This is a genomic window from Streptomyces sp. NPDC000134 (genome assembly GCF_042899225.1).
Classification (GTDB): Bacteria; Actinomycetota; Actinomycetes; order Streptomycetales; family Streptomycetaceae; genus Streptomyces.
In genome coordinates, this window is sequence record NZ_JBIAZN010000001.1 from 67,413 (window position 1) to 88,833 (window position 21,421).

At 76.6% G+C, this 21,421-nt stretch carries 17 protein-coding genes and 1 pseudogene; 9 read left to right on the top strand and 9 right to left on the bottom strand.

From position 1 onward, the window contains the following. Nucleotides 1–60: 60 nt before the first annotated feature. From ACFY32_RS00280 to ACFY32_RS00300, 5 genes are all read left to right on the top strand, one after another. Nucleotides 61–2,682, top strand: coding sequence for an alpha/beta fold hydrolase (locus ACFY32_RS00280; RefSeq protein WP_390673022.1), 2,622 nt, complete (start codon nt 61–63; stop codon nt 2,680–2,682). 3 nt (nt 2,683–2,685) lie between these two features. Next, a complete protein-coding gene (locus ACFY32_RS00285; RefSeq protein WP_359192166.1) occupies nt 2,686–3,561 on the top strand; it encodes an ABC transporter permease in 876 nt (291 codons plus the stop codon). A 114-nt stretch (nt 3,562–3,675) separates the two neighbouring features. Beyond that, nucleotides 3,676–5,601, top strand: a complete 1,926-nt coding sequence (locus ACFY32_RS00290) for an AMP-dependent synthetase/ligase (RefSeq protein WP_390673023.1) — start codon at nt 3,676–3,678, stop codon at nt 5,599–5,601. 195 nt (nt 5,602–5,796) lie between these two features. Beyond that, nucleotides 5,797–6,024 carry a chaplin gene (locus ACFY32_RS00295; protein ID WP_359192160.1) on the top strand — a complete coding sequence of 76 codons (228 nt, stop codon included), beginning with the start codon at nt 5,797–5,799 and terminating at the stop codon, nt 6,022–6,024. Between the two features lie 61 nt (nt 6,025–6,085). Next, complete coding sequence (locus tag ACFY32_RS00300) at nt 6,086–6,916, top strand: chaplin family protein (protein ID WP_390673024.1); 831 nt, start codon at nt 6,086–6,088, stop codon at nt 6,914–6,916. Between the two features lie 84 nt (nt 6,917–7,000). Here ACFY32_RS00300 and ACFY32_RS00305 read toward each other — a convergent pair whose 3' ends face one another. Then, on the bottom strand, nt 7,001–8,290 hold the full coding sequence (locus tag ACFY32_RS00305; protein WP_390673025.1) for an ATP-grasp domain-containing protein: 1,290 nt from the start codon (nt 8,288–8,290) through the stop codon (nt 7,001–7,003). 137 nt (nt 8,291–8,427) lie between these two features. On the opposite strand from ACFY32_RS00305, the gene ACFY32_RS00310 reads away from it, so the two are divergent. Next, nucleotides 8,428–9,777 carry a glycoside hydrolase family 26 protein gene (locus ACFY32_RS00310; RefSeq protein ID WP_390673026.1) on the top strand — a complete coding sequence of 450 codons (1,350 nt, stop codon included), beginning with the start codon at nt 8,428–8,430 and terminating at the stop codon, nt 9,775–9,777. Between the two features lie 25 nt (nt 9,778–9,802). Here ACFY32_RS00310 and ACFY32_RS00315 read toward each other — a convergent pair whose 3' ends face one another. The 8 genes and pseudogenes from ACFY32_RS00315 to ACFY32_RS00350 form a co-directional block, all read right to left on the bottom strand. Further along, nucleotides 9,803–10,906: a GNAT family N-acetyltransferase gene (locus tag ACFY32_RS00315; RefSeq protein ID WP_359192147.1), complete on the bottom strand. Its 1,104-nt coding sequence runs from the start codon at nt 10,904–10,906 to the stop codon at nt 9,803–9,805. After that, nucleotides 10,903–11,616 carry a lipopolysaccharide biosynthesis protein gene (locus ACFY32_RS00320; RefSeq protein WP_390673027.1) on the bottom strand — a complete coding sequence of 238 codons (714 nt, stop codon included), beginning with the start codon at nt 11,614–11,616 and terminating at the stop codon, nt 10,903–10,905. Before ACFY32_RS00320 ends, ACFY32_RS00315 begins: the two co-directional genes overlap by 4 nt. Next, nucleotides 11,613–12,770 carry a glycosyltransferase gene (locus tag ACFY32_RS00325; RefSeq protein WP_390673028.1) on the bottom strand — a complete coding sequence of 386 codons (1,158 nt, stop codon included), beginning with the start codon at nt 12,768–12,770 and terminating at the stop codon, nt 11,613–11,615. The genes ACFY32_RS00320 and ACFY32_RS00325 overlap by 4 nt, the downstream gene beginning before the upstream one ends. Nucleotide 12,771: 1 nt before the next feature. Continuing rightward, nucleotides 12,772–13,461, bottom strand: coding sequence for a polysaccharide deacetylase family protein (locus tag ACFY32_RS00330; protein WP_390673029.1), 690 nt, complete (start codon nt 13,459–13,461; stop codon nt 12,772–12,774). Nucleotides 13,462–13,555: 94 nt separating this feature from the next. Then, entirely contained in the window at nt 13,556–15,253 is a 1,698-nt protein-coding gene (locus tag ACFY32_RS00335; protein WP_390673030.1) for a lipid II flippase MurJ, read from the bottom strand. Nucleotides 15,254–15,552: 299 nt separating this feature from the next. After that, nucleotides 15,553–16,812 (bottom strand): annotated as a pseudogene (locus ACFY32_RS00340) (O-antigen ligase family protein); the annotation flags it as partial. A gap of 38 nt (nt 16,813–16,850) precedes the next feature. Continuing rightward, nucleotides 16,851–18,269: an exopolysaccharide biosynthesis polyprenyl glycosylphosphotransferase gene (locus ACFY32_RS00345; RefSeq protein ID WP_359192135.1), complete on the bottom strand. Its 1,419-nt coding sequence runs from the start codon at nt 18,267–18,269 to the stop codon at nt 16,851–16,853. Continuing rightward, complete coding sequence (locus tag ACFY32_RS00350; RefSeq protein WP_390673031.1) at nt 18,266–19,435, bottom strand: glycosyltransferase family 4 protein; 1,170 nt, start codon at nt 19,433–19,435, stop codon at nt 18,266–18,268. The genes ACFY32_RS00345 and ACFY32_RS00350 overlap by 4 nt, the downstream gene beginning before the upstream one ends. A gap of 262 nt (nt 19,436–19,697) precedes the next feature. Between ACFY32_RS00350 and ACFY32_RS00355 the strand changes: the two genes are divergently transcribed. From ACFY32_RS00355 to ACFY32_RS00365, 3 genes are all read left to right on the top strand, one after another. After that, nucleotides 19,698–19,943 (top strand): chaplin, encoded by a 246-nt coding sequence (locus ACFY32_RS00355; protein WP_359192130.1) that lies wholly within the window; start codon nt 19,698–19,700, stop codon nt 19,941–19,943. 216 nt (nt 19,944–20,159) lie between these two features. Beyond that, nucleotides 20,160–20,876, top strand: a complete 717-nt coding sequence (locus ACFY32_RS00360) for a hypothetical protein (RefSeq protein WP_390673032.1) — start codon at nt 20,160–20,162, stop codon at nt 20,874–20,876. Between the two features lie 171 nt (nt 20,877–21,047). Further along, nucleotides 21,048–21,344 (top strand): hypothetical protein, encoded by a 297-nt coding sequence (locus ACFY32_RS00365; RefSeq protein ID WP_359192124.1) that lies wholly within the window; start codon nt 21,048–21,050, stop codon nt 21,342–21,344. Nucleotides 21,345–21,421: the final 77 nt, after the last annotated feature.

Sequence of the window (21,421 nt, forward strand, 5' to 3'; positions counted from 1 at the left end):
GTGGGCGCGACGAGCCGCACACGGACCCGCACCCGGCAACTCACCCCGTACGGTTGACGCATGGATCTTCGACTGCCCGGCACCCGCCGATGGCCGGCCGCCGCGGCCGCGGTGGCCGTGCTCGCGGGCATCGGCACCTGGACCGCCGTGGCCGCCGACGACCCACCGGAGGTGCACCGCACGGACCGGTTCCTGGCCGCGGCCCCCGGAGTCCGCCTGGACACCTCGTACTTCACCCCCGCCGGGGACGGCGACCACCCCGCCGTCCTGCTCGGCCACGGCTTCGGCGGCAGCAAGGACGACGTCCGCGAGCAGGCGGAGGATCTGGCGCGGGACGGGTACGCCGTCCTGACCTGGTCCGCCCGCGGCTTCGGCCGCTCCACCGGCAAGATCGGCCTGAACGCCCCGGACGGCGAGGTGGCCGACGTCTCCCGGCTCGTCGACTGGCTGGCGAAGCGGCCCGGCGTCGAGCTGGACAAGCCCGGTGACCCCCGCGTCGGCATGGCGGGCGCCTCCTACGGCGGCGCGATCGCCCTGCTGGCCGCCGGACACGATGCCCGGGTCGACGCCGTCGCCCCGGCGATCACGTACTGGAACCTCGCGGACGCCCTCTTCCCCGACGGCGTCTTCAAGAAGCTCTGGGCGGGCGTCTTCGTCAACACCGGCGGCGGCTGCGACAAGTTCGAGGCCGCGCTGTGCCGGATGTACGAGCGGGTCGCCGAGTCGGGCGAGCCGGACCCCGCGGCGGTCGAGCTGCTGGAGAAGCGCAGCCCGCAGGCCGTGGGCGACCGCATCAAGGTGCCGACGCTGCTGATGCAGGGCCAGACCGACTCCCTCTTCCCGCTCGGCCAGGCCGACGCCGCCGCGAAGGCGATCAGGGCGAACGGCGCCCCCGTCGACGTCGACTGGATCGCGGGCGGGCACGACGGCGGCGACCTGGAGGGCGACCGCGTCCAGGTTCGCGTCGAGGCGTGGTTCGACCGCTACCTGAAGGACGACAAGGACGCCGGCACCGGCCCCGCCTTCCGCGTCACCCGCACCCTCGGCACCGGCACCGGCGACGGCGAACCCCGCCTCAGCGGCGTCGGCGCCGACACCTACCCCGGACTGACCGCGCACCCCCGTTCCCTCGAACTGGCCGGGCGTGAGCGGGAGTTCGCCAATCCGCCGGGTGCCGGCCCGCCCTCGGTCTCCGCACTGCCCGGCCTCGGCGACACCGGCGGCCTGGCCCAACTCTCCTCCCTCGGCATCGGCGTCTCCCTCGACTTCCCCGGCCAGTACGCCGCGTTCACCTCCCAGCGGCTCCGCGAAGACCTCCAGATCACCGGCTCCCCGACGGTCACCGTCCACGTGAGGTCCACGACCGACGACGCCGTGCTCTTCGCCAAGGTCTACGACGTCGGCCCCGACGGCGGCCAGGTGCTGCCCGCCCAACTCGTCACCCCGGTACGCGTCGAGGGCGCGAAGGCCGGCCAGGACGTGACGCTCACGCTCCCCGCCGTGGACCACACCGTCGAGGCCGGCCACCGCCTCCGCCTGGTCCTGTCCTCCACCGACCTCGGCTACGCCTCCCCGGCGGCCCCGGCGACGTACACCGTCTCCGTGGAGAGTTCCCTGAAGGTGCCGGCCGGTCTCGGTGCCACCGGCCGGGCGGCCGGGCTGCCCGCCTGGGTGTGGTGGGCGCCGCTCGCCGGTGCGGCCGCCGCCGCCGCGCTGCTGCTGACCGCCCGCCGCCGCACCACCGCCCCGCCGCCCGACCCGGCCCTCGCGGACGTACCGCTGACCATCACCGGTCTCACCAAGCGGTATGCCGGGTCCAGCGACCGGTACGCGGTGCGCGACCTGTCGTTCCGGGTGGAGAAGGGCCAGGTGCTGGGGCTGCTCGGGCCGAACGGCGCCGGCAAGACCACCACCCTGCGGATGCTGATGGGCCTGATCACCCCGGACGCCGGTGAGATCCGCGTCTTCGGGCACGCCATCGCGCCCGGCGCCTCCGTGCTCTCCCGCGTCGGCGCCTTCGTCGAGGGCGCGGGATTCCTGCCGCACCTGTCCGGGCGGGAGAACCTGGAGCTGTACTGGCGGGCCACCGGCCGCCCGCCCGAGGACGCCCACCTGGACGAGGCGCTGGAGATCGCCGGGCTCGGCGACGCGCTCGCCCGCGCGGTGCGCACCTACTCGCAGGGCATGCGCCAGCGCCTGGCCATCGCCCAGGCCATGCTGGGCCTGCCCGACCTGCTGATCCTGGACGAGCCGACCAACGGCCTGGACCCGCCGCAGATCCGCGAGATGCGCGAGGTGATGATCCGGTACGCGGCGGCCGGCCGCACGGTGATCGTCTCCAGCCATCTGCTGGCCGAGGTCGAGCAGTCCTGCACCCACCTGGTCGTCATGGACCACGGCCGGCTCCTCCAGGCCGGACCGGTCCGGGAGATCGTCGGCTCCGGCGACACCCTGCTGGTCGGCACCGGCGGACCCGTCCCGGCCCCCGTGGCCGAGAAGGTCGCCGCGCTGCCCGGGGTGGCCTCCGCCGTGCCCGCCGACGACGGGCTGCTGGTCAGGCTGGAACCGGGGGCCACCGCCCGCCGGCTGGTCGCCGACCTGGTCCGCCTGGACGTGCCCGTGGAGTCGGTCGGCCCGCACCGCCGTCTCGAAGACGCCTTCCTCACCCTGATCGGAGACTGAGGCATGAGCACGCCGCTCACCGGGCGCGCCGCGTCCCGCGAGGTCGCCCACGGCTACCGCGCGGGACGCACCCTGCCCGTGCGGGTCGAACTGGTCCGGCAGATCAAGCGGCGCCGCACCCTGGTCATGGGCGGCATCCTGCTCGCCCTGCCGTTCGTGCTGCTGATCGCCTTCGCCGTCGGCGGCGAACCCGAGGGCCGCCCCGGGCAGATCAGCCTGATGGACTCGGCCACCGCCTCCGGCGCCAACTTCGCCGCCGTCACCCTGTTCGCCTCCGCGGGCTTCCTCCTCGTCGTGCCCGTCGCCCTGTTCTGCGGCGACACCGTCGCCTCGGAGGCCAGTTGGTCCTCCCTGCGCTATCTGCTCGCCGCGCCCGTCCCGCGCGCCCGGCTGCTGCTGTCCAAGCTGACCGTCGGGCTCGCCCTCAGCCTCGCCGCGATCGTGCTGCTGCCCCTGGTCGCGCTCGCCGTCGGCACCGCCGCCTACGGCTGGGGCCCGCTGCACCTGCCCACCGGCGGCGCCCTGCCGGCCGGCACCGCCACCGGACGCCTCGCGCTGACCGCGGCGTACGTCTTCGTCTCCCAACTGGTCACCGCCGCGCTGGCGTTCTGGCTCTCCACCCGCACCGACGCCCCGCTCGGCGCGGTCGGCGGCGCGGTCGGCCTGACCATCATCGGCAACGTCCTGGACGAGGTGACCGCCCTCGGCGACTGGCGCTCGGTGCTCCCCGCCCACTGGCAGTACGCCTGGCTCGACGCCGTCCAGCCCCGGCTCGACCTCACCCGCATGATCCAGGGCACCTCGCTGTCGGTGACGTACGCGCTCGTCCTGTTCGCCCTCGCCTTCCGGGGTTTCGCCCGCAAGGACGTCGTCTCCTAGGCCGCGGCGAGAAGCGCTCCCGGGGGCGGACCGTCCCACCCGGCCCTTGACTTTCTTACGCGCGAGTAAGTTGACTCGTGAGTAAGTAAGCGACCGCCGTCACCGGGAGCCGCCATGGGCGTACGCAAGGATCTGAAACGGGCCGCACGACACGCCGGGCTCGCCGCCCGCACCCGGGCGGAGCTGACCCGGGACGCCACCGGCACCGTCCGCGAGGTCCGCGTCCCGCCCCTGGTCCCGCGCCCGGTCGCCGGCTCCCTCGCCGACATACCGTTCACCAACGCCGCCGAGGCCCCCGGCACGGTGGTCCTGCGCCGCCGGACCGGCGGGGCGTGGCGGCCGGTGACCGCGGCGGTCTTCGCCGACGAGGTGACCGCCGTGGCCAAGGGCCTGATCGCGGCCGGCCTGGAACCCGGCGGCCGGGTCGCCGTGATGTCCCGCACCCGCTACGAGTGGACCGTCCTGGACTTCGCCGTCTGGGCGGCCGGCGGCCTCACCGTCCCCGTCTACCCCACCTCCTCCGCCGCCCAGGTCGAGTGGATCGTCCGCGACTCCGGCTCCCGGCTCGTCGTCACCGAGACCGCCGCGAACACCGCCACCGTCCTCGCCGGCACCGCGGACCACCCCGAACCGCCCCGGGTCCGGGAACTCGACGCCGGCGCGCTCGCCGACCTCACCGCGCTCGGCCGGTCCGTGCCCGACGAGGAGGTCACCAAGCGCCGCACCGCCCTCACCCCCGACTCGGTCGCCACCCTGTGCTACACCTCCGGCACCACCGGCCGCCCCAAGGGCTGCGTCCTGACCCACGCCAACCTGCACGCCGAGGCCGCCAACACGGTCGAACTGCTGCACCCGATCTTCAAGGCGGCCACCGGCCAGGCCGCCTCCACGCTCCTCTTCCTCCCCCTCGCCCACATCCTCGGCCGCACCCTCCAGATCGCCTGTCTGACGGCCCGTATCCAGCTCGGCCACTTCCCGAGCCTCAAGCCCGACGAACTCCGCCCGGCCCTCAAGGCGTTCCGCCCGACCTTCCTGGTCGGCGTCCCCTACCTCTTCGAGAAGATCCACGACACCGGCCGCGCCACCGCCGAGAAGCTCGGCCGCGGCGCCTCCTTCGACCGCGCCCACCGCGTCGCCGTCCGCTTCGGCCAGGCCCACCTCGGCCGGTTCCTCGGCCAGGGCAAGGGTCCCGGCCCCGCCCTGTGGGCCGCCTGGGCCCTGTACGACCTGCTGGTCTACCGCCGCGTCCGCAAGGAACTCGGCGGCCGCACCCGCTACGCCATCAGCGGCGGCTCCCCGCTGGACCGCGACCTCAACCTGTTCTTCTACGCCGCCGGGATCATGGTCTACGAGGGCTACGGCCTCACCGAGACCACCGCCGCCGCCACCATCGTCCCGCCGCTCGCCCCCCGCCCCGGCACCGTCGGCCTGCCCGTCCCCGGCACCGCCGTCCGCGTCGCCGACGACGGCGAGGTGCACATCAAGGGCGACATCGTCTTCGGCGCCTACCGGGGCGACCCGGCGGCCACCGGCCGGGCCCTCACCGACGGCTGGTTCGCCACCGGCGACCTCGGCTCCCTGGACGCCGACGGCTATCTGACCATCACCGGCCGCAAGAAGGACCTCCTGGTCACCTCCGGCGGCAAGAACGTCTCCCCGGCCGTCCTGGAGGACCGGCTGCGCAGCCTCCCGCCCGTCGGCCAGTGCCTGGTCGTCGGCGACAACCGGCCCTACATAGCCGCCCTGATCACCCTCGACCCGGACGCGGTCGCCCACTGGCTCGCCGTACGGGGCCGGCCCGCCGGCACCCCGCTGTCCGAGCTGGTCCGCGACGAGGAACTGCGCGCCGACGTCCAGAAGGCCGTCGACCACGCCAACCTGGCCGTCTCCCGCGCCGAGTCCATCCGCGCCTTCCGTCTGATCGACGGCGAGTTCACCGAGGAGAACGGGCTGCTGACCCCCTCCCTGAAGGTGAAACGGCACGCGGCGACCGCGGCGTACGCCGACGAGATCGAGGCGCTCTACACCGGCGGCCGCTGACGGCCGCGCCGCCCCCGTTCCGGGGGATTCACCCGACGAGCATTCGGGTGAATTCCCCGCGCCCCGCCCCTTTCCTGAGTTTCCCGGCCGCCATTTCCTCGTTTGCAGACTGCTGGTCATGGTGCGAGCCGCCAAGCCGCGCTCGCTCGGCTCAGGCCGTCACCACCGGGCCTGACCGCTGAGAAGGGACACCACATGAGGAAGAGCGCTGCTCTCCCGGCGGGCGCGGTCATGGCCCTGGGCTCCGGGACACCGGCCTTCGCCGACGCGGGCGCCACCGCCGTGGCCCAGGACACCGAGGGCGACCTCTCCGGCAATGTCGTCCAGGTGCCGGTCGACGTCCCCGTCGACGTGTGCGGCAACACCATCGACGTCATCGGCGCTCCGAACCCGGCCTCCGGCAACGAGTGCGAGAACGGCTGACGTCGTCCGCACCAGCCTTCCCATCTCTACCAGCAGGAAGATCAAGGAATTGCGACAGACCTTGAGCAGGGGAATGGCCGCGGCTGCCGCCGCGACGAGTGTCCTGTCCTTCTACGGCGCCCCCGCCCTCGCGGACGCGCAGGCGGACGGAATCGCCAAGAACTCCTCCGGCTTCATGTCCGGCAACGTGGTCCAGGTCCCGGTCAACGCACCGGTCAACGCCTGCGGCAACACCGTCGACGCGGCCGCCGCACTCAACCCGTCCTTCGGCAACAAGTGCCGGCAGGGCCACGACGACCACGGGTACGGCTCGGGTTACGGCTCGGACGACGACTCGGGCTACGGCTCGGGTTACGGCTCGGACGACGACTCGGGCTACGGCTCCGGCTACGGCTCGGACGAGGAGTCCGGCTACGGCGACGACGACGGTCCCGACTCGGGCGCGTACGGCGAGAGCGAGGGCTCCTCCGGCGTCGGGTCCGGCAACGCCGTCCAGGTGCCGGTCGACTCACCGGTGAACGCCTGCGGCAACACCGTCGACGCGGTCGGCGCGCTCAACCCGGTGGCCGGCACCAAGTGCGAGCAGGGCGGCTACGGCCACGACGAGACGCCCCCGAAGTCGCCGCCGGACGGCCACACCCCGCCGGCCGACGACGAGGAGAAGTCACCGCCGTCCGACGACGAGGAAGAGGAGAACACACCGTCCGACGAGGAGGAGTCCCCGGAGCCCGCCGGTGAGGAGGGCGCGCCGCCCGCCGAGGACGGCGACGCGGAGCTGTCCCTGCCGAAGACCGGCGCCGAGGGGATGCTCGGCGCGGGCGCCGCGAGCGCCGTGCTGATCGCCGGCGGTGTCCTCCTGTACCGCCGCAGCCGGGCCGCCGCCACGCGCTGACGCGACCGGGACCGCCTTCCCCGCTCCGCCCCCGCCCGGCCCCGACCGCCCGGACGGGGGCGGAGCCCTGTCCGGCCCCGCCCCTCAGCGGTGGCCCGCCGGTTCGCCGTCCCCGAGGCCGACCGGGTCCGCCGGGTCGGCCTGGTGCGGCAACCGGGCGCCCGCCGCCCGCCGTACCTCCCGGGGGCCCGCCGGGTCCGGCCGGCGCAGCCGCCCCGCCAGGCGCCCGGCCGCGTGGCGGCCCCACATCCCCCACAGCGCGCGGCCGGGCGCCCGGTCGTCCCGGGCGTGCCAGGCCGCCTCCCGCCCGGCGGGCGCCGGGCGCAGCGCGGCCAGCGGCGCGTAGTTCTCCGCCACGAACACCCGCCCCGGCACGGCCGCCCCCACGGGCAGCGCCCGGCGGGTCAGGTCCAGGTGCAGCGCCCGTACGACGTCCAGCCCGGCGGTGTCGGTGAACAGCCGGAACTGGGCGCCGGGGCGCGGGTTGAAGTCGAGCAGGTGATAGCGCCCCGTGCCGCCGCAGCGCCGGAAGTCGAGGTCGAGGACGCCGCGGTAGCCCAGTTCGCCGACGACCCGCTCGGCGAGCGCCCGCACCCCCGGGTCGGCGGCCCAGCGTCCGACCGCGGTCAGACCGGCGCCGCGCGGCCGGGCCCGCGTCTTGACGCCGGTGCCGCCCGCGCGCAGGACGCCGCGGTGGTCGGCGTACCCGTGGAAGAACCAGTCGCGGTCCGGGCCCGGCGGCAGGAACGCCTGCAACAGCAGCCGGCCGCCCGCCTCGCCGGCCCGCGCGTACAGCTCCCGGACCTGCCGCGCGGAGCGCACCAGCCGGGTGCTGCGCAGTCCGCCGCCGGCGGGCAGCAGCCAGGGCCGGCTCCACTTGGCGACCACCGGCGGCCCCAGCACGCCGACGGCGCGGACGGCCTCGGCCGCGCTGTCCGGGAGCACCGTCCTGGGGTGCGGGATGTCCAGGGCGGCGCACACCGCGGCCAGCTCCGCCTTGTCGGCCAGCCGTTCGGGCAGCGGGCCGGGCAGCTCCGGCAGCAGGTAACGGGGGGTCAGCTCGGCGCGGGCGCGGGCCACCGCGATCGCGCCGGCGTCGTCCATCGGCACCAGGACGGCGGGCCCGCCGAGTCCGGCGGCGACGCGGCGCAGCGTCTCGGCGACCCGCGCCGGGGACGCGCCGGGCGGCGGCGGGGCGTGCAGCCGGTGCAGGTAACGGGAGGCACCGACCGGGCTGTCGGCGCAGTCGGCGACGACGTGCACCTCCACGCCGGCCCGGCCGAGGGAGCGCACCGCGCCCAGCGTGCCGTGGTGGAAGGGATTGCGGTCGATCCGCAGGACGACGGCGGGGACACGGGTGTCGAATGACGACACGGAATTCTTCCTTCGGTTCGGCGGGGTACCCGGAAGCCGTAGCGCCGGTGGCGTGATGGCTTTTCATGTGACTGACTGTCGAAGGGAAATGAGAAAAGCGGGAAATAGGAATGGCGAAAGAAAAGGAGGAAGCCGGCATGTCCCCATACCAGTCGCGTACGCGGATGCGGCGGCCGGCGCTCGTGGCGGCGGCGGTCGCCGTGACGGCCGCGCTGGCGGCGGGCCCGGTGCGGGCCGCCGGTCCACCCGACCCGGACCCGTCCGCGCCGACGGCATCCTCCGCACCGAGCGCGCGGCCCGAACCGGCCGAGCCGACCGAACCGCCCGAGCCGGGGGAACCACCCGAGCCGACCGAACCGCCCGAGCCGGGGGAACCACCCGCCCCGACCGAACCGGCTGAACCGACCGCCCCCGAGGAACCCCCGGGCGGTGCTCCCGCCTTCGGCGCCTACCTGGACTACGGTCCCCGCGGCGTGACCCGGATGACCGAGCTGAGCCGCTGGCTGGACGGCGCGGAACTGCGCGTCGGCCACACCTACCTGCCGGGCGACCGCTGGAGCAACATCGCGGGCGCCCCCGGCTTCCTCGAAGCGTGGGCCGACTGGCGCACCGGCGGCGCCGACCGGCTGTTCGTCCTCAACGTGCCCATGCTGGAGCGCAACGAGGAGAACGTGCCCGACCGGGAGGTCCGCCGACTGCTGCGGGCCGGCGCGGCCGGGCGGTACGACCGGCACTTCCGCGCCCTGGCCGAGCGGCTGGTCGAACTGGGTGTGCCGGACACGGTCCTGGTGCTGGGCTGGGAGATGAACGGGACCACGTACACCCACCGCTGCGGCCCCGACCCGCAGGCGTGGAAGGCGTACTGGAACCGGATCGTCACCGCCATGCGCGCGGTGCCGGGCCAGCGCTTCCGCTTCGACTTCGCGCCGAGCCGCGGCCGGGACGCCGTCCCCTGGACCGAGTGCTACCCGGGCGACGACACGGTCGACATCGTCGGCATGGACTCCTACGACCAGCCGCGCGGCATGCCCTTCGACGAGCAGGTGACGGAGCCCTACGGACTCCAGGCGCACGTCGACTTCGCCCGGGAGCACGGCAAGCCCGTCTCGTACCCCGAGTGGGGGCTGTTCCGCAACGGCGACAACGACGAGTACATGCGGCGGATGCTGGCCTGGATGGACGAGCACCGGCCGGTCTACAACACGCTGACCGACTACTGCCCGCACGGCGTGTGGAGCTGTGCCGACAACCCCCGCGCGGCCCGGGTCTACCGGTCGATGCTGTCCGGCCGCACCGACGGGCCCGGCACCCCGCGGCCACCGGCACCGACCCCCACCCCCACCCCCACACCGGCACCGACGCCGGTGCCGTCCGCCGCCTCCGAGCCCCCGGCCGGCTGCACCCCGCTGCACCTCGGCGCGTGGTTCCAGCGGTGGTACGGCCGCGAGCTGTGCCTGAAACTGGGCCCGCTGCCGGGCGGGCGCTAGCGGCGCGCGGTGCCGGCCGGCCCGGTCAGGTCCCGCCGGCACCGGCCCGCTCCTTCCGGCGGCGCAGCAGTTCCTTGCCCGCCCGGCGCCCGGCGACGTCGCCGACGGCCACCGCCAGCAGCGGGGCGGTGCGCCGCCGGGCCAGCAGCAGCCGCTGGTTGACCACCCGGCGGGGCCGCCAGTGGTGCTTGTACGGCTCGTCGCCGCGCAGCAGGCTCAGCGTGCCGCGGCCGGGGGCCAGGACGCGCGAGGCGGAGGAGTGGAGCAGCATCGCCGCCACGTCCGCCTTGTGCTCGCGCAGCCGGGGATGGGCGCCGTACAGATAGCCGCCCGCCAGCCCCGCCGACAGCAGCGTCAGATCGACGGCCACCAGTTCGTCGTCGAGCCGGAACTCGGTGACGACCGCGTTCCCGGAGCACACCATCGGCCCGACCGACCGCACCAGATGCTCACGGAACCGGGGCCGCAGGTGCTCGCCGGTCACCTTCCGCCCCTGCCACTGCAGCCGGTGCAGGGCGAGCAGCTTCTTGATCGCCGCCTCCGCCTCGCCGGGCAGCACGACATGGCTCTTGACGCCCAGCGCGTCCAGCCTGCGCAGCTTGGCGCGGGCCCGCTGCTGGGTCCGGGCCGAGGGCAGCCGGGCGATCAGGTCGGCCATGGGGACGGCGGGCAGCTCCAGGCACGGGGAGTCGGCCACCCGGTGGCGGGGCCCGGTCCAGCGGGCGTAGACGCGTTCGGCGGCACCGCCGGGCCGCACCTCGCGGAGGTCGACCAGGGCGGTGCGGGCGGCGGCGGCCAGCGCGTCGGTGAGGGCGGCCACCGCCGCCTCGCCGTGCCCGTCGTCCACCAGCACGTCCCCGTAGTCGGAGATCGACCCGCCGAGCGGCACCAGCGCCGGCACCGGCCGCCGTACCCGCATCAGCGGCGCGGCGGCGACCAGCCCGGCCCCGTCGCGGACCACCAGCAGCCGCAGCGTGCCGGGCCTGCCGTACGACAGCCACCAGGAGTGCAGCCAGGCGTGGCTCTGGAACGGCGTGGCCGTCGCGCACCGCCGGTGCAGCTCCGCCCAGTCGGCGCCCAGCGCGGCGAAGTCCCGTTCGCCGGTGACGAGTTCGGCGCGGTACGTCATGACTGGCCGCGGGCGTCGGCGGCGGGCACCGGCGCGGGGGAGGGGCCGGGCACGGCGGCCGGGCGGCCGGCGCCGTCCGGGGACCGGCGCGGCCGCACCAGCAGGCCGAGCGCGCCGAGCAGGCCGCCCGCGCTCGCCCCGACCAGCCCGGTCAGCGCGGCCGGCGGGGAGGACGGCTCGGCGGGTTCGACGGCGCGGGCGAACTGCCGCAGCGCGACCCGGGTGGCGTCCTCGGTGGCGGCGGCGTGCCGGGTCAGCGCACGGGCGACGGCGTCGGCCATGTCGGTGGCGAGGTCCGGGCGGGCGGCGGTGGCGGTGACCGCGACCATCGGCGCGTCCGGCGAGGTCGCCGTCCGCACGCTCTCCCGCAGCGTCGCGGCCGGCACCCCCGCCCACACCTGGGCGTCCCCGAGCACCGCGAGCTGGGTGGCGACCCGGCCGTACGCCTGCGCGTAGCCCAGCGCGGACGCCGGGTCGGCGCCCTTGGCCGGCACGGCGACGACGTAACTCGTGGCCGTGTACTGCGGGGTCCGCAGCAGGCCGTAGCCGCCGCCGGCCAGCGCGCCCACGAGGACGCCCGCGACCAGCGGCGACCAGGGCGGCAGGGAACCGGCCCGGACCCCGGACCGGGACGCGGGGCGGGGGCGGGCGGCGGTGGCCGGGCGGCGCGGGCCGGGCGCCTGCCCGTCGTGTGTCCTGATCTCCGTCATGCGGAACTGACTCCCTGAAGTGCGGATGCCGGGTACGACGCGGACGTGAGGGCGGTGGCGTACACGTCCATCAACCGCGCCGCGCTGCGCGTGACGCAGTAGTGACGGGCGGCCTCCGGGGGATCGCGCTGCGGCGGGCCCGCCGCGCGGACCCGGGTCAGGGCGTCCGCGAACTCCGCCGCGCCGCCGCGGACCCGCCGGGCGGCCGGCGCGGCGCCCGGGGGCAGGTCCTCGATCGCCGGGCAGGAGGCGTACAGCACCGGCAGCCCGGCCGCCAGGCCCTCCACGGCCGCCAGGCCGAACGCCTCCTCGGGCGAGGGCGAGGCCAGCACGTCCATCGCGCAGGCCAGCGACGGCAGGTCGGGGCCGGGGGAGCCGTCGGGCAGGGCGGGACGCTCCCCGGTGAGCAGCACCCGGTCGGCGACGCCGGCCTCGCGGGCGGTGCGGCGCAGCGCGTACTCCTCGGGGCCGCCGCCGACCAGCAGCAGCCGGCAGTCCCCGGGGAGCCGGGCCAGGGCGCGGACCAGGACGTCGAACCGCTTGCCGGGCACCAGCCGGCCGATGCCGCCGACGACGTACGCCTGGTCGGGCAGGCCCAGTTCGCGGCGGGTGGCCAGCCGCCGTAGCGGGTCGAAGCGGAACCGGTCCGCCTCGATGCCGTTGGGGACCACCTCGATGCGTGGCGCGGGCACGCCCCAGCGCCGCAGCCGGCCGGCCACGGTGGGGGAGACGGCGACGGTGGTGCTGCCCAGGCGCTCCCCGGCCAGGTACAGGGCGCGGACCCCGAAGGTCAGCGGGCGCCCCTCGATCAGGGTGTCGCCGAGGGAGTGCTCGGTGGCGACCACCGCGCGGACCCCGGCCAGCCTCGCGGCGATCCGGCCGTACAGGCAGGCCCGGTACAGGTGGGTGTGGACCAGGTCGTAGCCGCCGCCCCGGATCAGCCGGACCAGGCGGGGCAGGGCGGCCGGATCGCGGTTGCCGCGCATGCCCAGGTGCGTCACGCGCACCCCGTCGGCGGCCAGACCGGCGGCGACCGGGCCCGGCGCGGTGAGGGCGACCACGTCGCCGTGGACGGGCAGATGCCGCAGCAGCAGCCGCAGTTGCTGCTCGGCGCCGCCCACCCCGAGGCCGGTGATGATGTGCAGGACCCGCATCTCACACCCCCTCGGCCGGGCGCCGGCGCCACCGGTGCAGCCCTCGTTTCAGCAGCAGCCGTACGGCCGTGTCGTCCTCCCCGACATGCACCCGGGGCAGCGCGTACGGGCCGGTCAGCGCGCCCGGGTCGATGGCACAGCCGTAGCCGTACCCGGCTTGCCGCACCGCCTCGGCGGCACGCCGGTCGACCGTGCCGTACGGGTAGCAGAACCCGGCGACCGCGGTGCCCGTCAGCTCCGTCAGCCGCGCCCGGCTCCCGGCGGTCTCCGCCCGCAGCACGGCGTCGTCGGCCCCGGTGAGGTCGACGTGGGTCAGCCCGTGCGAGCCGATCTCCACGCCCTCGGCGGCGGCGAGCCGGATGCCGTCCGCGGTCAGCAGCGGCTTGCGCGGGCCGAGCCGGTCCCAGGCGTTGTCGCCGCCGAGCCGGCCCGGCAGCACGAACAGGGTCGCCCCGCAGTCCCACTTGCGCAGCAGCGGCAGGGCGTGCGTGACGAAGTCGGCGTACCCGTCGTCGAAGGTCAGCCCGACCAGGCCGCGGCCCGCGCCGCGCGCCCGCGCGGCCAGCAGCGCCGCCACGGACACCCCGCGCAGCCCGCGTCGGCGCAGCCAGCCGAGCTGCGCGTCCAGCCTGGCGGGCGTGACCGTCACGCGGTACGGGTCCTCGGAGCGGTCGCCGACGGAGTGGTACATCGCGATCCACGGGACCCCGGGCGTGCGGACACCGGCGGTCGCGCCGGAGCCCGCCCGGAGGTCAACGGGGCCCGCGAAGCCGGGGGAACCTGCATTACCTGCGGAAACGGCCATACGAGAGCCTTCGTGAGACGAGACGGACGGAACGGATGGACAGAGCGGAACGGGCGGAACGGGCGGAACGGAGGAGATCCGGGGCCGTGACGACCCCCGGCACGCCCAGGACCGGGCCGGTCAGGGCGAAGACGGCGGCGACGGCGGCGGCACCGGCGGCCAGCCCGCCGGCGGGGTCGGCGCACCGGGCGGCGACCGCCGCACCCGCCGCCGTCGCCACCGCCGCCACCGCCAGCGCCCGGCCGAGCCCGGCCAGGACCCGGCCGGTGCGCACCGGGACGGCACGCCGTCGCATCCCGGCGAGCAGCAGCGCCGCCGTGACGGTGATGCCGGCGGCGTTGGCGGCGGCGATGCCCCGCACGCCCCAGGCGGCCACGGCCCCGGCGCCGAACCCGGCGGTGGCGGCGACCCCGGCGGCCATCGCGGCCGGCGCGTACCAACTGGCGCGGCCGGCCGAGAAGTACGTACGGGCCAGCGCGCCGACGACCGTCTGGGCGAGCAGCCCCAGGGCGTACACCCGCATGACGCCCGCGGTCGCCGCCGTGTCCGCCGGGCCGAACGCGCCGCGCTGGAACAGCAGCCCGACGAGCTGCGGCGCGCAGGCGACGACCGTGGCCGCGCCCAGCAGCACCAGGTACGCGGCCAGCGCCACGTCCCGCTCCACCCGGCGGCGGGCCCGTTCGGTGTCGCCGTCGGCCAGGGCCCGTGCCACCACCGGGAAGGTGACCGTGCACAGCATCAGCGACAGCGTCATCGGGATCTGCGCGACCTTCTGCGCGTAGTTCAGGTGCGAGATGGCCCCGGCGGGCAGCCCGGAGGCGAGGAACCGTTCGATGAGGACCTGCGACTGCCGGCACAGCGCGAACAGCAGGACGGTGCCGAGCAGGGCGAGGGCGAGCGGGCGCGGCTCGCCGGCCGCCGCCGCGGCCCGCCCCGTCCGGCCCCGCCGCAGTTGCCGCAGCAGCGGCGGGAGCTGGGCGGCCACCATCAGGCAGCCGCCCACCGCGACCCCGAGCGCCGCCGCGCGCACCCCCCAGTCCCCGTCGAACAGGAACATCGTGGTGATGATGCCGGTGTTGTAGGCGACGTAGATCGCCGCGGGCGCCAGGAAGCGGCGGTGGGCGCGCAGGGCCGCGCTGGCGTACCCGGCGAGCCCGAAGCTCAGCACGCAGGTGGCGGTGAGCCGGGTGCAGTCCACGGCCAGCGCCCGGTCGGGCAGTCCGGGCGCCAGCCCCCGGACCAGGTACGGGGCGGCCAGCGCGGTCAGCGCGCCGACCGCGGCGAACGCGAGCGCGAGCCGGGGCAGTGTGGCGGCGACCAGGGCGCGCACCGGGTCGCCGGGGGCGCCCCGCGTGCGGCGGGCCAGGGCCAGGCTGAACATCGGGACCAGCGCGAACGCCAGTCCGTCCTCGATCAGCAGCGTCGCCGCGAACTCCGGCACCGTCCACGCCACCAGGAACGCGTCGGTGCCGCTGCCCGCCCCGAACAGCCGGGCCAGCGCCTGGTCCCGCACCAGCCCCAGCACCGACCCGGCCACGGACAGCGCGGCGGTGAGCAGCGCCGCGCGGGCCAGCCCCCGCGACCGCCCGCCGGTCCCGGCGTCCCGCGCACGCGGGCGGACGCCGTCCACCACCGGGGGCGGCACCGCCGGACCGGCCGCCGAAGGAGTCACCGCCACGGCCCCACCCCGTCCTCCCGACCGGCCCCGGCCGCCCACGGGCCGTCGGCACCGGCCGCCTGCGGGGGGCCGGCGGGGTCTCCGGAACTGGTCGCCCGGGGGGCGTCCTCGGGACCGGCACCGTTCACCCGCAAGGGGTCGACGGGAACACCGGCACCGTTCACCCGCAGGGGGCCGACGGGAACACCGGCACCGACCGCTCCCCGCTCATCCCCCCGTTCATCCCCTCGCTCATCCCCTCGCTCATCCCCTCGCCCGTCCCCCCGCTCATCCCCCCGGTCCGACCCCCCGGCCAGGCCACCGCCCCCCACCGCCCACCGCGCCGCCAGTCCGAAGCACACCGCCGTCAGCACCGTCGAGGGCCCGCCGATGTCGCCGTAGCCGAAGTCCACCAGGTGCCACACCAGCAGCCCGCACGCGATCAGCCCGCCCTCGGGACGGGCCCCGGGACACCGGCGCGGCAGCGCGCGCACCGCGCACACCAGCAGCGCCGACCAGCTTCCGGCGAGGGCGAGCAGCCCGAGCAGCCCCTGTTCGGCGAGGACGAGCAGGTACATGTTGTGCGGGGACAGCAGCGGCTGCCGGCGGAACGCCGCGCCCGCGCCCTCCGTGTCGCTGCCCGAGGACAGCGCCACCGACGCGTGCGCGTCCCGGTGCCCGGGAAACCCCTTGAGGCCGACGCCGGTCAGCGGCCTCTCGCGCCACATGCCGACCGCCGCCGCCCACATCGTGTACCGGTCGGTCACCGACCGGTCGGGCGCGTCGGCGACCCGCGTGATGCTGTCGACGCGTTCCTGGAGCATCGCCGTGCCCAGTCCGAGACCGCCCACCAGGACCACGCCCGCCGCCACCACGGCCGCCCCCGCCGCCAGCGCCCGCCGCACCCCCGACAGCGCCAGCAGCACCACGCCCGTCACCGCCGTGGCGATCCACGCCCCCCGGCTGAAGGACAGCGCGAGCGGCACCGCGAGGGCCACCGCGCACCCGGCCGCCACCGCCCGGACCCGTCGCGGCGACCGCCCCAGCGCGAGCCCGGCGGCGCAGACCAGCCCCAGGGAGACGACGGTCGCCATCCCCATCACGTCCTGCGCCCCGAAGGTGCCCACCGCCCGCACCGGCTCACCCCGGTACGACGCCCCGGTCCCGGTGACGTACTGGTGGATGCCGACCGCCCCCTGCCACAGCGCCAGCCCGGTCAGCGCCCACGCCGCCAGCGTCACGTCGCGCCGGTCGCGCACCAGCAGCACCACGGCGGCCGGGACCAGCACGAACACCTGGAGGTAGCGGACGAACCCGACGAGCCCGTCCCCCGGCGTCGGCGCCCCCACGGCGGCGGCCGCCAGCCCCAGCACCGGCAGCCCCAGCAGCAGCGCCGCCCGCCGGGACAGCGGGCGCCGCCGCTCCCGTGCCAGGCGCACCGCGCACCACAGCACCAGGACCGCCGAGGCCGCGTCCGCCGGATGCGCGCCGCCGTCGCCGCCCGGCTCACCCGGCAGAGCGAGCAGGGCGATCACCCCGGCCACCGGCAGCGCGGACGGCAGCCCCCGCACGCGAGGCACGGGCGGTACGGGCGGGGGCGGGGCGGGGCCGGCCACGGTCAGCTCCCCGTGGGGCGGACGAGCGTGACGGCCGTCCGCAGCAGGATGCACACGTCCTGCCAGAGCGACCAGGTGTCGATGTAGGCGTTGTCGAAGCGGGCCCGGTCCTCGATGGAGGTGTCCCCGCGCAGCCCGTGGACCTGCGCCAGCCCGGTGATCCCGGCCGGCATCCGGTGGCGGGCGGCGTAACCGGGGTGGGCCTGGCTGAACTTGGCGACGAAGTACGGACGTTCCGGACGCGGCCCGACCAGGCTCATGTCGCCCCGGAAGACGTTCCACAACTGGAGCAGCTCGTCCAGCGAGGTGCGGCGCAGGAACCGGCAGAACCAGGTCATCCGGTGCTCGTCCGCCACGCTCCACCGGGTCGCCGACTCGTGCGCGTCGGCCGGGCGGTGGGTGCGGAACTTCAGCAGCGTGAACGGCCTGCCGCCCTGCCCGACCCGCTCCTGCCGGAAGACCACCCCCGGTCCGTCGCTGACCCGCAGTACCACCGCGCAGGCCAGCAGCAGCGGGCCGGCCAGCAGCAGCAGCGCCCCCGACACCACCACGTCCAGCGCCCGCTTGGCCGCGCCGGGCCGCACCTGCCCCGGGCCCAGTCGCCGGCCGGTGAACCCGGCGATCACCTCGGGTCCGGGGGCCGCGGGGGAGTCGGCGTCGAGGTCCCAGACCGTGCAGCCCGCCGCGGCCAGCGCCCGCAGCAGCGCCGCGTGCCGCACCCGCGCGACGGGGTGCACGGCCAGGACGTCCCGGACGCCGTGCCGTACGACGGCCCGCTGCACCTCCGCGTCCGTGGCCAGCACGGGCAGCGGCCCGGTGCCGTCCGCGTCGGCGGCCACGATCCCCACCGGCCGCAGCCCGCACCCCGGGTGGCGCAGCACGGCGGCGGCCACCCGCCGCGCGGTCGCGGCCGGTCCGACGACGAGGGCGGCGTGCGGGCGGCTCAGCAGCGCCGCGCGACGCCGCCGGTGCACGGCGCCACGCCCCGCGCAGGCCACCGCCGTCTGGACCGCGAACCCCGCGAGCAAGGCGGGCGCGGACAGCGCGTACCGGGGGTCGCAGGCCGCCGCCAGGGCCGCCAGCGCCAGCCAGGCCACGGCGATCCGGCCGCCGACGGCGGGCAGTTCGTCCAGGACGGCCGGCAGCCGCCGTACCCGGCGCGGGGCCAGCAGCAGCGAGACGGCCACCAGCAGGGCCGCGAACAGCGGCCGTCCGGGCACGCCGGGCAGCGCCAGCCCGGCCGCCAGGGCGGCGGTGCCGTCCGCGGCCAGCAGCGGCAACGGGCCGGCGGGCCGGGCGGCCGGACGTCCGGCGGGGAGCGCCGGGGCGGGCGCGGGGCGCGGCGGCAGGACCGAGACCGGGTGCCGTCCTAGGTCGTGTGGCTGCCCGGCGGGGCCGGGCACGGTGCTTTCCGCGGTCACGAGTGGAGGCACTCCCTGTAGGACTCGGTGGGCGCGGCGGACCGCTGCCGGGCGGGCGGCGCGCCGCCGAGCAGTTCGCGGTACAGCGCCGTGACGGCCCCCGCCGTCCGCCGTACGTCCCGCTCTTGTCGGACGTGCGTCCGGCCGAGGCGGCCGAGCGACGCGCGCAGCGCCGGGTCGGCCAGCAGCCCGGCGACCGCTTCGGCGAGCGCCGCCGGTTGCCGCGCCGGTACGACGCAGTGCGGCAGGGCCGCCGCCGGCAGGGCCTCCCGGGCACCGGCCACGTCGGTCACCACCACCGGCCGGCCGCAGGCCATCGCCTCCAGCGGGGCCAGCGCCATGCCCTCCCAGCGCGAGGGCAGGACGACCAGGTCGGCGGCCCGGTACCAGGGCCCGGGGTCCGTGACCGGCCCGGCGAACCGTACGGAGCGCGGCGCGAGGGCCCGCAGCCGCTCCCGGTCCGGCCCGTCGCCGACCAGCACCAGCCGCGCCCCCGGCACCCGGCCCAGGACCCGCCCCCAGGCCGCCAGCAGCACGTCCTGGCCCTTCTGCGGGCACAGCCGCCCGACGCAGACCACCAGGGGCGCGGGCGGGCCCGCCGTGTGGCCGGAGGGCGCGGCGGGACGGAAGCGGTCCGGGTCGACGCCGTTGGGGATCACCGCCCACCGGGCGCGCACCCCGGCCCGGACGCCGGTACGGCGCTCCGCCTCGCTGACGCACAGCACCCGGGCCGCCCACCGCGCCCCCCGCCGTTCCCAGGCCCGCGCGAGCACCGCGGCGGTGCCGCCGACCGCCTCGAAGGACCAGGCGTGCGGCTGGAACACGGTGGGGACGCGCCCCCGGACGGCGAGCCGCCCGGCCAGCCCGGCCTTCGCGCTGTGCGCGTGCACCAGATCGGGCCGTACGTCCGCCACGACCTGCCCGAGCCGCCGTACCTCCGCGCCCAGCGACGGCCCCGGCGGGCGCGTGGCCTCCCACCGCCGGACGTCGGCGCCCAGCGAGCGCAGCGCGGCGGCGAGGGCGCCGTCGGGACAGGCGACCGTGACCCGCAGGCCGGCGGCGAGCTGAGCCCGCGTCAGGTCCGCCACCACCCGGGCGACTCCGCCGTCCACCGGCTGGGTGATGTGCAGGACGCGCGGCCGGGGATCGGTTGCTGACAGGTCCATGCGCGGTTTCCTCGCTCACGGGCGGTGCTCGGGACGGGCGGGAACGCGCCTCACTGCGGTGGCACGAGGGGGCGTCGAATGGCCGGAACTCTAACCCCAAAAGCAACTAACGAGGAGAGAACGGATAAGTGTGTCGGATGGGCCAAAGCGCGTAGCCCGGGGCTTCACTCCACCGGCGCACAACCCGGGTGCGCGGCTCGCGTTCACACTGCACCGGGCATTTCGTCCGGATGTCCGTGCCGACTTCGAGGAGCACCCCTTCATGTCGCGTATCACGCGGGTCCTTGTCCTGACCTCCGTCGCCGCCACCACGCTGACGGGCACCGCCGGTGCCGCCGTCGCCCACGGCGGTGGCGGCGCCGGCGCGCGGGCCGTGACCACCGGCTCCCACGGCGAGTCGTCGGGCAACGTCCTGCAGACCCCGGTCGCCGTCCCGGTCAACGTCTGCGGCAACACCGTCAACCTCGTGGGGCTGCTGAACCCGGCGTTCGGCAACAAGTGCCGCTGACGCCGCCCCGCGTCCCCGGCCGGGCGGACGGCGCTGCGCCGAATGGAGGGCGCGGCCGACGGCCCGGCGGGTGAGCGTCGACAGGCCGTCTTACCAGCGGAGATGCCGTGGGGGCGGGGGAACCTCGGTGGTGGTGGGTGGCGGTTGGGTTGCGGAGCGCGGGGACCGCTTCCACCGTGGGCACAAGATCTACGCGCCCCCGAAAGGACCCTCCTCATGCGCCTGCCCGCACGGCGAACCGCCACCTCCGTACTCTGCGCGACCTTCCTGCTCGGGCTCACCGGGCCGGTGGCGATGGCGGCCGACGGCGACGCCCCCCGGGAGCGCGCGGGAGCGGCGGCGCACGCACCCGGCCCCGGGGCCGGCGAACCGGACGACCGGGCGCAAGTCCTCGGCGCCGTGGGCGATTACCTCCGGCCGGTCACCGAGCTGCTCGGCACCATGACGAGGGGGGACGAGGGGCGGCTCACGTCCCAGGAGGCGGACCTGCTGAACGCGGCCGTCGAGGAGGCCCTCGCCAAGGCCGAGGCGTCCAGGACGACTTCCCTCACCACCTACCCGGACGACGCGGACGAGGGCGACGCGGACGAGGGCGACGTCGACCAGGACGACGACGCCGACGACGATGACGCCGACGAGAACTGCGACGCCGACGAGGGCTGGGGCGGCTTCGCCCCCGGCGGCCGGCCGAACGGGCCGGACGCCGCCGCGCCCGTCACCACCCTGCCCGCCCGGCCCTCCCTCGCGCCGGACGACCCGGCCGCCGACACCGCCGTACGGGACCGGCTGCGCTCGGACATCGACACCCTGGTCGACGCGGGCCTGTCCGGCGGGATGCGGCAGGTCGACACGGCCGTCTCCGACCTGACGCGGAGCATGACCGACGCCCTCACCGCCGTCCTGTCCGGCTCGGCGGTGGACGACCGCGCCTGACACACCGCCCCGCCTCCTCCGGCCGCCGCACCCGCCCAGCAAGGGCGGGTGCGGCGGCCCGCTTCGTGGCCGGGAATCCCCCGAGTGCGGGGTTTCCGCTCCGCGCCGGGGTCGTTAGGCACGGCGGCAGCTCCCCTCCTGGCGACACCAGATCGCCGAGAAAGGAACGCGATGAAGCCCCTCAAGGCCGCCGCAGTCGTCCTCGGGTCCGTCGTCCTGGCGGGCACGGCCGCACCCGCGTTCGCCCAGGAACCCGCCGGCACCGGACTGCGGTCCGCCGGCCTCGACGGCCCCCTGGACACAGTGGCCGAGAGCCCCGTCCAGGTCGTCCCGCTCCGCCACCGGCCGGAGGTGCTCGGCCCCGACAACCCGGCGAGCAGGAAGACCGTGCTGGACACCCTGAAGGGCATCGGCGTCCGGCCGGACCCGGTGGGCGGGCTGCTCGGCGGCCTGCCGCTGACGGGCTGATGCCCACGGACGCCGGCGACCGGCCGGCCGTCCCCCCGCCGTATCCCCGTACTACCCCGGCACCCGGCAGCACCGGG